We start from the raw sequence: 11920 nt of genomic DNA on the forward strand, positions 1-11920 counted from the left end.
TTATTGATCACAATTTAAGTCTGTTAATTATTTCAAATCATCAAAAGGCATTAATTGTCACATCAATTAAGGTGAGATTATGTTTATTCTAAAAGTTTTTTCTTTCTTTAAAATGTTATTTTATTGGGTTTTTGTATGTAGGGTAATATAAAGTGAAAGGTGGATGTTAACACAGGTGTTAATATTTATTTAAGCTGTTTTATTATTTATTTTTCTGGCGGTGTTTGAAATAAACGTTTTTTCAGTATCTTTGCGATTGAGCTGATATTCAGGAAGGGTTACTATGTTGGGGAATATAATGTCCAATAATTACAGTTGCTTTGGATTTCATTCCACTATCGGTTTCTTTGATTCGCCGACCATTTTGAGAAGTCATTTAGATATGCTGTCTTTATCAATACTACTTTTTCTCCACCTATATATTATTGGTTTTATATATTTTAATACCCTGGAGTGTAAACTAATTAAATAATTTGATTTATTATAATTAATATCATTTTAAACCTGTATCTTGAAGTAGGGAAAGTAAATATGAGGATAGTAAATGGAGTTAACAAAAATGGAATTTCTATTCCAATTTATCTTGCTAATTATTTAACTCATTGTTAACAACATTATTACTTCATAACGTTAACTTTATCACTATTTATCGGGCTATTGTATTTAAAGTCTGATGAAAAAATACTGCTTAAATATCTTGATTAATGCCTTATGTATTAGTTGTATTTCTCTCCAATCAAATGAACAAAAAGTAAGAAAAATATTTTTGATGATTCTAAAGAATGATCATTTTCAAATAACTAACAGATTCGTTGAGGTGAGGTAATAAATGAAAGATAACATTGCTACAGCGGGAAATATTCTTAATGGTGAAGCGCTTTCTGGGATAAATACTCTTCAGTCACTTACACCCAGTGAGCTATTTTGGTATCAGCGTCTTGTTGCTTTGCAACCCCTCCAGTTACCTTTCGATATTTCCCATAAGATTGCAGAACCCCGTTGGGCAATAAGCCGTTGGCAGTCCCCGCTTCCCCAAAATGGTCAAGAGGAGCCATGGCGAATATTGTTACAGGCATTTGTTATCTATCTTGCGCGTCTGACTCAGCAGTCTGCATTCCAAATCGGCTGGTGTGTGGCATTAAACGATAACCGGACAAATCTGGCATCAGTGGTGCCCATGGACATTGAAGTGGCATTGGATGAGCCGTGGCATGGGGTGGCTGGCGCGGTTGATGATGAACTTGTCCGGCTGGCGCAACACCAGACATTTAGTTATGACCTCCTTTCCCATTCTCTTTCACTGCATGCCATCCCTGAATTAAGCACCCGTCATCCGTGGCCTGTAGCTGTTTCAGTGATACAGGATGGCAGACAGTGTGATCAGAAAGCGTCTGGTGAATTACTGACACTTCAGATAAATGAACAGGGCGGTTTCCGTTGGATCTATGATGAAAATCGTCTGAGTGCGGAAGTGATTGCGCGAATGGATGAACATTTACAGGTGTTGCTGTTATCAAAAGAGAGAGGTGATGGCATCCCCATCGGGCAGCTTAATTTGTTGCCAGAGGCGGAACGGGTATTGCTGCTGGAAACCTGGAACCCGGCTGAAACCCTTTATCCTGAAGCCTTGTGTATTCACCAGTTGTTTGAGCAGCAGGTACAAAAGACCCCACAGGCGACAGCACTGGAATATCAGGGGCAAACACTGAGTTACACCGAATTAAATGCCCGCGCTAACCGGCTGGCTCATCAATTAATTGAGCAAGGACTTGAACCGGAGCAACGGGTCGCCATTTGCGTGGCACGCTCACCGGCTATGGTGGTGTCATTGCTGGCGGTACTGAAAGCGGGTGGTGCTTATGTGCCGCTGGATATCACTTATCCGGCAGAGCGTCTGACGTATATCCTCAACGACAGTGCCCCATCCGTAATATTGGCGGATAACACCGGACAGTCCATATTGGGTAACGAGGTACTGTCTGAGTTGACTGTGCTTGACCCGACAATACAGCCGGATCAGCCAGGCAGTAATCCACAGGTTTCGACATTAACGCCACAACATCTGTCCTATGTGATTTACACCTCTGGCTCTACCGGACAGCCGAAAGGGGTAATGGTGGAGCATCAGGCGATTTATCAGCGTACTCTGGGGGTGAATGAACTTTATGGTGTGACAGCGCAGGATCGGGTATTGCAGTTTGCAGCTTTTGCCTTTGACGTCTCCGTCGAGGAGTGTTTCTCATCATTATGTCATGGCGCCACGCTGGTCATTCGCGATGATAGCTGGCTGGAGTCAATGACGGAATTCATAGCCTTAGCCCGGGAAAACCGCATCACGGTGATGTTTCTGCCCACGTTATTCTGGTCTGAACTGGCGGGCAGAGATCCGGGATTATCACTGCCTGACGCGCTCAGGCTGATTATTATTGGTAGCGAGGCCGTCCAGAAAAAAGCCCTTCAGGATTGGTTTGCACAGGAAAGTCACCGCCCCCGGTTATTAAATGCCTATGGTCCGACAGAAAATACCGTCACAGCCACCTGTCAGGAAGTTTTCTCTTCAGACTATGATCGTTCCATCGGCCGGCCACTCAGAAATACCCGCATTTACTTACTGGACAGAAACGGGCAACCCGTACCGCTAGGCTGCGCAGGAGAAATTTATATTGGTGGTGTGGGAGTCGCGCGGGGTTATCTGAACCAGTTAATTTTAAGTGAAGAACGTTTTATCCCCGACCCCTTTAGCCCGCTATCTGACGCCCGGATGTATCGTACCGGGGATGTGGCCCGTTACCTGCCGGACGGTAACCTAGAGTTTCTGGGGCGTAATGATCAACAGGTAAAAATTCGCGGCTTTCGTGTCGAATTGGGGGAAATTGAAACCCGCTTGCTGGAGCATCCGGCAGTGAATCAGGCCGCCGTGTTGGCACTGGATAACGGGCAAAGTAAGCGACTGGTGGCCTATATCGTGGCAGAAACTGTGGTGGCAGAAGAGAATCAAGAATGGGTAAACAGCCTGCGTACCCATCTGAGTGCTCTTTTGCCGGATTATATGATGCCGGCGGCTTTTGTGCGTCTGGACAGCTTCCCGCAGACACCAAATGGCAAACTGGATCGTCGGGCACTGCCAGCACCGAACGAAGAAGCGTTTGTCCGGCGGACTTATGAAGCTCCGCAAGGGAGAGAAGAAACAATACTGGCGGTAGTCTGGGGTGAATTGTTGGGCATTAAACAAATTAGCCGCCATGACAGTTTCTTTGCATTGGGTGGTCACTCCCTGCTCGCAATGCGCATGATTGAGCGCCTGCGTCATCAGGGATTGATGCTGGCGGCGAGTGATCTGTTCCGGTCGCCCGTGTTATCCGATCTGGTGAAAACGTTGGGGCAGCATCGGGCTATTGAAGTCCCACCAAATGTCATTACTCCCGCGATACAGCAACTGACCCCGGCGATGTTGCCGTTGGCGGATTTAACGCAGGCGGATATTGACCACATTGTTGAACAGGTATCGGGTGGGGTGGTGAATATTCAGGATATCTACGCCTTATCACCATTGCAGGACGGTATTTTATTCCACCACTTACTGGCACGGGAAGGCGATCCGTATCTGTTGACCAGCCAGATGGCGTTTGCTGATAGGTCTATATTGGATCGTTATCTGGCGGCGATGCAACGGATAGTCGAACGGCACGATATTTTACGCACCGCGTTTATCTGGCAAGGTGTGTCCGTGCCGGTACAGGTCGTCTGTCGTCAGGCTCCCTTGTCGGTGACAGAGCTGGCGCTGAATCCCGCTGATGGCCCGGTTATTGATCAGTTAAGCCAGCGTTTTGATCCGCGCCATTATCGTCTCGATCTGAGCCAGCCACCGCTATTGCATTTCGTGATTGCTCAGGAAACGGATGGCCGTTGGCACCTGCTGCAACTATTGCATCATCTGATTGGTGACCACACCACGCTGGACGTAATGCACCGTGAAGTGCAGTCATATCTGGCAGGGCAAGAAGAACACCTGCCTGTGCCTGTGCCATTCCGCAATCTGGTGGCGCAGGCCCGGTTGGGCGTGAGTCAGGAATCCCATACCCGTTTCTTTACCGAAATGCTGGCGGAGGTGGAAGAGCCGACCCTGCCGTTTGGTTTGACGGAGGTACATCATGATGGCTCACAGGTGACGGAATTCCATCAGATGCTGGCACCTGAGTTGAATGGCCGCCTGCGCAGTCAGGCACGGCGTTTTGGTGTCAGTCTGGCCGCCTTATGTCATCTGGCCTGGGCACAGGTGTTGTCGCGCACCAGCGGACAGGAAAAAGTGGTGTTCGGCACTGTGCTGTTCGGGCGTATGGCCGCGGGAGAAGGAGCAGACAGCGGGGTAGGGCTGTTTATCAATACCTTGCCGTTGCGGCTGGATATGGATGACACTCCGGTACAGGACAGCGTGCAGGCCACCCATCGCCGGCTGGCGGGATTACTGGCCCATGAACACGCTTCACTGGCGCTGGCCCAGCAATGTAGTGGTATTGACCGTGGCACGCCTCTCTTTAGTGCTTTGTTGAACTATCGGCATAATGCCGTATCGGCCATGTCAGAAGAACGGATAAACGGGATTGAGTTTGTCAGCGAACAGGAGCGGACTAATTACCCCTTTGTACTGTCAGTAGATGATTTTGGTGAGGTGCTGGGATTGACGGTTCAGGTTGCTCAGCCAGTTGAACCGGAGCGGGTCTACGGTTATATGCAGCAGGCACTGGAAAGTCTGGCGGATGCGCTGGAACACACACCGGATATGCCGGTTCGGGCATTGGATATTCTGCCGGAAGCAGAGCGTACCTTATTGTTAACCACCTGGAACACAACGGAAACGCCTTATCCTGAGTCGTTATGTATTCACCAGTTGTTTGAACAGCAGGTGGAGAAAACTCCGCAGGCGACAGCTTTGATAGCGGGAGATAAGACCCTGAGCTACAGGGAGCTGAATACACGGGCTAACCAGTTGGCTCGCCAGTTAATCGGACAAGGCGTTTGCCCCGGCGATCATATTGTGCTGCTGTTCGAGCGCTCCATGGTGCTGGTGGTGGCTCAACTGGCTGTGCTTAAAGCCGGTGCAGTTTACGTACCCCTTGATCCCGGTGTGCCGGATGAGCGGAAAAACTGGCTGGTCAATGACTGCTCCGCCAAATTGTTACTCACTGATACACAGACGGATATTCCGGCTGACCTGGTTGTCCCCCTGCTTCGTCTTTCCGATGAGAACAAGACGACTGGCGAGCAAGCTAGCGAGCAAAACAACGCACAAAACAACACACAAAACAACACACAAAATAGTATTAACCTTGATTTACCACGTGCCGGCACGGAATTAGCCTATATCATGTACACCTCCGGCTCTACCGGAACACCGAAAGGCGTTTTGGTGCCGCACCGCGCCGTAGTCCGGCTGGTCATCAATAATGGTTATGCAGCCATCGAACCGGACGATCGGGTGGCCTTTACTGCTAACCCGGCTTTTGATGCCAGCACCTTTGAAGTCTGGGCACCGTTGCTTAACGGGGGAGCGCTGGTGGTGATTGAGCACGCTATGTTATTGACGCCGGTGGAATTAGTCCGGGCTTTACAGACCCACCGTATCACGGTTCTGTGGCTGACAATCGGGCTGTTTAACCGACTGGCTGTAGAGTTGTCCCCGGCGCTGCGGCAGATAAAAACGCTGATTTTTGGCGGAGATATTCCCGACTTATCGGTTATTGCTCAGGTTCTGAAACATCGTCCGCCGCAACAACTTTTGCAGGCTTATGGTCCGACAGAAGGCACCACCTTTACGACGATATATCCTATTGAGGCGCTGGCACAGGGCATGATCCGGCTCCCCATTGGCCGGCCAATCGCCAATACACGAGTTTACCTGCTGGATAGTCATGGTCAGCCCGTGCCGTTGGGAGCGACTGGTGAAATTTATGTTGGGGGAGACGGGGTGGCCTGTGGTTATCTGAACCGTCCTGAGTTAACGGCCGAACGTTTCCTTATTGATCCGTTTAGTGATACCCCGGATGCACGCTTGTACCGCACCGGGGATTTGGCCCGTTACCGGCCGGACGGTAATCTGGAATTTCTGGGTCGTAATGACCAGCAGGTGAAAATTCGTGGCTTCCGTATTGAACCGGGGGAAATTGAAATCCGGCTGGCAGAGCACCCGGCGGTGCGTGAGGCGACGGTGCTGGTACTCGGTGATGGGGGGGATAAACGGCTGGTGGCCTATGTTGTGGCAGATATAGATGAAGAATTGGTCAACAGATTGCGTACCCATCTGAGTGCGGTTTTGCCGGATTATATGGTGCCAGTGGCCTTTGTGCGTCTGGATGAGTTTCCACTGACGCCGAATGGCAAGTTAGATCGTCGGGCGCTGCCGGCACCAGATAGTGAGGCATTTGCCCGCCAGATCTATGCGGCCCCGCAGGGGGAAACCGAAATGGCACTGGCGGCGATTTGGAGTGAATTACTGGGCATTGAGCAGGTCAGCCGCCATGACAGCTTCTTTGCACTGGGTGGTCATTCATTGCTCGCGGTGCGCATGATTGAGCGCCTGCGTCAGCAGGGGTTGGCACTGACGGCGCGGGATCTGTTCCGGTCGCCGGTGTTGTCCGATCTGGCACAAACATTGGGACGGCATCAGGCCATCGAAGTCCCGCCGAATGTGATTACCCCCGAAACGCAGCACCTGACCCCGGAAATGTTGCCGCTGGTGGATTTAACGCAGGCGGATATTGACCACATTGTCAAACAAGTACCGGGTGGGGTGGCGAATATTCAGGATATTTATGCCTTATCGCCATTGCAGGACGGTATTTTATTTCACCATTTACTGGCACACGAAGGGGATCCGTATCTGTTGACCGAACAGATGGCGTTTGCTGACCGGTCCTTGCTGGATCGTTATCTGGCGGCGATGCAACGGATAGTTGAGCGGCACGATATCTTACGCACTGCGTTTATCTGGCAAGGCGTGTCCGTGCCGGTACAAGTCGTCGGGCGTCAAGCCTCTTTGTCAGTGACAGAACTGACACTGGACCCGGCAGATGGACCCGTTAGCAGCCAGTTGGCAGAACGTTTTAACGTCAGTCATTATCGTCTTGATCTGAGCGATGCGCCGTTATTGCGCTTTGTGGTGGCGCAGGAAGCGGATGGCCGTTGGATTGTCCTGCAATTACTGCATCACCTGATTGGCGACCACGAAACGGTGGAAGTGATGCACCGTGAAGTGCAGGCCTGCCTGACGGGACAGGAGGAAAACTTGGCTGTACCTGTGCCGTACCGCAATCTGGTGGCACAGGCCCGGTTGGGCGTGAGTCAGGAAGCCCACACCCGTTTCTTTACCGAGATGTTAGCGGAAGTGGAAGAGCCGACACTGCCGTTTGGTTTGACGGAGGTGCATCGCGATGGCTCACAGATGACAGAATCTCACCAGATGCTGGCACCTGAATTGAATGACCGCCTGCGTAGTCAGGCGCGGCGTTTTGGTGTCAGTTTGGCCGCCTTATGTCATCTGGCCTGGGCACAGGTGTTGTCGCGCACCAGTGGACAGGAAAAAGTGGTGTTCGGCACCGTGCTGTTCGGGCGTATGGCCGCGGGAGGAGGGGCAGACAGTGGGATGGGGTTGTTTATCAATACCCTGCCGTTGCGGCTGGATATGGATGACACCCCGGTACAGGACAGCGTACAGGCCGCCCATCGCCGGCTGGCGGGATTATTAACCCATGAACACGCTTCACTGGCGCTGGCCCAGCAGTGTAGCGGCGTTGAACGCGGCACGCCTCTCTTTAGCGCCCTGTTGAACTATCGTCATAATGATCAATTGAATCAGTTGGATAAAACACTGGAGGGGATTGAGTTATTGGATGGGCAGGAGCGGACCAACTACCCCTTTGTGCTGTCAGTGGAAGATTTTGGTGAGGCGCTGGGATTGACGGCTCAGGTCGTTCAGCCGTTTGAGCCAGCGCGAGTATGCGGCTATATGCAGCAGGCACTGGAAAGTCTGGCGGACGCGCTGGAACAGGCCCCGGAAACACCGGTACGGCAGTTGGTGATCCTGCCGGAAGCAGAATGCACGTTGTTGCTGAAAACCTGGAATGCAACGGAAGCAGCCTACCCTGAGGCGTTGTGTATTCATCAGTTGTTTGAACAGCAGGTGGAGAAAACGCCGCAGGCCACCGCGCTGGTCTATGAAAAGCAGACACTCAGTTATGCTGAATTAAATGCCCGTGCTAACCGGCTGGCTCATCAGTTAATTGCACTGGGCATAGAGCCGGAGCAACGAGTCGCCATTTGCGTGTCACGGTCACCGGCAATGGTGATCGGGTTACTGGCTGTCTTAAAAACGGGTGGCGCCTATGTGCCACTGGATCCGGCTTATCCGGGAGAGCGTCTGGCATACAATCTGAGGGATGCTGCACCGGCTATTGTGCTGGCAGATAATATCGGACGAACAGCATTGGGTGAGCAAGCATTGGCAGAACGGAAAGTGCTCGACCCGAATACCCGGTTTGACCGACCGGATAATAACCCGCAGATACCGGTATTGACTTCACGGCATTTGGCCTGCGTGATTTACACCTCCGGTTCGACCGGAACGCCGAAAGGGGTGATGGTAGAACATCGTGGATTGGTTAATCTTATTCAGGAGAAAATCACGCAATTCGCTATTTGCGCGGATAGCCGGGTGTTGCAGTTTGCGTCATTGGGCTTTGATGCCAGTGTCTGGGAAATTATGATGTCACTGTGCAGTGGCGCCACACTGGATATTCCCGCAGACAGTGTTCGTCAGAACCCGATCTATTTATGGCATTATCTGGAAGCACAGGCGATAACGCATGCTTGCCTGACCCCTGCTTTGCTTCATGACGGGGCGGATATACCGGCGTTAACGGTAAAACCCACCCTGATATTGGGGGGCGAAGCGCTCAATACGGCGTTACTCCGGGCATTGTGTGGCCGGGTCACCTTGTTCAATGCCTATGGCCCGACAGAGATAACGGTTTGTGCCACAACCTGGTATTGCCCATCAGACTATACAGATACCGCGGTGCCTATCGGGCGTCCAACGGCAAATACCCAAGTGTACTTGCTGGATGCTCATTGTCAGCCGGTGCCGCTGGGGGCAGTGGGTGAGCTGTATATTGGTGGGGTGGGTGTGACGCGGGGTTACCTGAACCGTCCTGAATTAACCGCCGAACGTTTCCTTATCGATCCGTTCAGTGATACCCCGGATGCACGCCTGTACCGTACCGGGGATTTAGCCCGTTACCGGCCGGACGGCAATCTGGAATTTCTGGGCCGCAATGATCAGCAGGTGAAAATCCGTGGCTTCCGTATTGAACCGGGGGAAATTGAAGCCCGGCTGGCAGAACACCCGGTGGTGCGTGAATCGGTGGTGCTGGCGCAGGGAGAAGGGCAGGATAAGCGGCTGGTGGCCTATTTGGTAACAGAAACGAAGGTAACAGAAACGAAGGCGGCGGACACGGATGAAGGGCTGGCGAACAGCCTGCGTGCCCACCTGAGTGTCCTTTTGCCGGATTATATGGTGCCGGCCGCTTTTGTACGTCTGGATGCGTTTCCATTAACGCCGAACGGTAAATTAGATCGTCGGGCGCTGCCGTCACCGGACAGTAAGGCATTTGCCCGCCAAACCTATGCGGCCCCGCAAGGGGAAACCGAAATGGCGCTGGCGGCGATTTGGAGTGAATTACTGGGCATTGAGCAGATCAGCCGCCATGACAGCTTCTTTGCGCTGGGTGGTCATTCATTGCTCGCGGTACGTATGATTGAGCGCCTGCGTCAGCAGGGGGTGGCATTGACGGCGCGGGATCTGTTCCGGTCTCCGGTGTTGTCCGATCTGGCACAAACCTTGGGACGGCATCAGGCCGTCGAAGTCCCGCCGAATGCGATTACCCCCGAAACGCAGCACCTGACTCCGGAAATGTTACCGCTGGTGGATTTAACACAGGCGGATATTGATCTCATTGTCAGACAAGTACCGGGCGGGGTGGCGAATATTCAGGATATCTACGCCTTATCCCCGTTGCAGGACGGGATTTTGTTCCACCACTTACTGGCACGGGAAGGCGATCCGTATCTGTTGGCCGATCAGATGGCGTTTGCTGACCGGTCCTTGTTGGATCGTTATCTGGTGGCAATACAACGGGTGGTTGACCGCCACGATATTTTACGCACTGCATTTATCTGGCAAGGGGTATCTGTTCCGGTGCAAGTCGTCTGGCGTCATGCCCCCTTGTCAGTCACAGAACTGACGCTGGATCCGGCAGATGGGCCAGTCAGCAGACAACTGGACGAACGTTTTAATATCAATCAATATCGTCTTGATCTGAGTGACGCGCCGTTATTGCGCTTTGTGGTGGCGCAGGAAGCGGATGGCCGTTGGATTGTTCTGCAATTACAGCATCACCTGATTGGTGACCATGAAACGCTGGAAGTGATGCACCGTGAAGTGCTGGCCTGCCTGACGGGACAGGAAGAGAGCCTGCCTGTGCCTGTACCATTCCGCAATCTGGTGGCACAGGTTCGGTTGGGGGTGAGTCAGGAAGCCTATACCCGTTTCTTTACCGAGATGCTGGCGGAAGTGGAGGAGCCCACGCTGCCGTTCGGGCTGGCGGAGGTCTATCATGATGGAGCTCAGGAAACGGAATCTTACCGATTGCTGCCGCCTGAGCTGAATGACCGTTTGCGCAATCAGGCCCGACAGCAGGGAGTGAGTCTGGCGGCCTTGTGTCATCTAGCCTGGGCTCAGGTGTTGTCGCGCACCAGCGGACAGGAAAAAGTGGTGTTCGGCACCGTGCTGTTTGGGCGCATGACGGGAGGCGAAGGGACAGAGGGTGGCATGGGATTGTTTATCAATACCCTGCCGTTACGGCTGGATATGGATGACACCCCGGTACGGGACAGCGTACAGGCCGCCCATCGCCGGCTGGCAGGATTATTAGCCCATGAACATGCTTCACTGGCGCTGGCCCAGCAGTGTAGCGGCGTTGAACGTGGCACCCCTCTCTTTAGCGCCCTGTTGAATTACCGGCACAATAGTCCTTCAGATCCGCTAGATAATACGCTGGACGGTTTTGAATTTTTAGAAGTACAGGAACGAACCAACTATCCCTTTGGATTGTCGGTGGAGGATGGTGGTGAGACATTAGGATTGACGGCGAATGTGGTGCAGCCGTTTGACCCGGAACGGATATGCGGCTATATGCAGCAAGCGCTGGAAAGTCTGGCAGACGCGCTGGAGCACACCCCGGAGATGCCGGTGCGGGCATTGGAAATCCTGCCGGAAGCCGAACGTACCTTATTGTTAAATATCTGGAACGGGACGAAGACCGCCTACCCTGAATCCTTGTGTATTCATCAGTTGTTTGAACAGCAGGCACAGAAAACTCCAGAGACCACGGCACTGGAATATCAGGGACAACGCCTGAGTTATGCCGAACTAAATACCCGCGCTAATCGGCTGGCCCATCAGTTGATTGAGTCGGGGGTAGAGCCGGAGCAACGGGTCGCTATTTGTGTGACACGCTCACCGGCCATGGTAGTGTCACTTCTGGCGGTACTGAAAGCCGGTGGTGCCTATGTGCCGCTGGATATCACTTATCCGACAGAGCGTCTGGCCTATATTCTAAGTGACAGCGCCCCATCCGTAATACTCGCGGATGGCACCGGGCAGTCCATATTGGGCGACGAGGTACTGGCTGAGTTGACCGTTCTTGACCCGACAATTCAGCCGGATCAACCGGACAGCAACCCACAGGTTTCAGCGTTAACGCCACAGCATCTGGCCTATGTGATTTACACCTCGGGCTCTACCGGCCAGCCAAAAGGGGTGATGGTGGAACATCAGGCGATTTATCAGCGTACGCTGGGGGTGAAT

1 protein-coding gene is annotated in these 11920 nt (G+C 52.4%); it reads left to right on the forward strand.

What is annotated here, in order from left to right; translation table 11 throughout:
- Positions 1 to 829: 829 nt before the first annotated feature.
- On the forward strand, positions 830 to 11920 hold an 11091-nt coding region (locus Xmir_RS15185; RefSeq protein ID WP_099115050.1), incomplete at its 3' end, for a non-ribosomal peptide synthetase.

It is taken from the genome of Xenorhabdus miraniensis, assembly GCF_002632615.1.